Source organism: Salmonella sp. NW38, from assembly GCF_051807745.1.
GTDB classification, from domain to species: domain Bacteria; phylum Pseudomonadota; class Gammaproteobacteria; order Enterobacterales; family Enterobacteriaceae; genus Salmonella; species Salmonella enterica.
Genome location: NZ_JAMMTO010000036.1, coordinates 1 through 507, shown reverse-complemented (window position 1 = coordinate 507; position 507 = coordinate 1). Strand labels below are relative to the sequence as shown.

The 507-nt window shown below is 58.0% G+C and carries 1 pseudogene; it reads left to right on the top strand.

Annotated features, from left to right (window positions below):
- Positions 1–52: 52 nt before the first annotated feature.
- Positions 53–507: pseudogene (locus tag NA624_RS23010) on the top strand (hypothetical protein); the annotation flags it as partial.

Below are 507 nucleotides of genomic sequence, written 5' to 3'. Positions count from 1 at the left end.
GGCACCGGTCAGGGGATTTCCTGCGCTTTTTTCCTGACACTGGAGTGAATGAATGATGACTTCCCGGACTGAACCGGCCGAAAAAAAAACTACCTGTGCAACTGACCGCGTGGCGTTTGTTGGTGTCCCCGTGGACCACCTCTCTCAGCCGGATAATTTTAATCTGGAGCAGTTTGAGTATCAGGTGACGCAGCCGGATACCGAATCAGCCGCCAGGATGCTGCTGTTTGTGCTGACGCAGCTTGACTGCCACTACGGCCAGTGGGGACCGCAGTTTTCGGCGTATACGCCGGGTACGTCCCTCGAAGGGCTGAACCCTGTTCTGTGTACCCGGATTGCCGGGGCCGTTACCACACTCTTCTCCCGCCCGGACTTTACGGTCAGCGACGGTGGCTATGTACAGCTGATGAACCTGCACCGCTGGCTGGCGCTGATTTTTGCCGTCAGCCTCTACAGGCACGCCGACCATATCATCCGCAATATCAACGCAGCGGGGGGGGGCGTGGT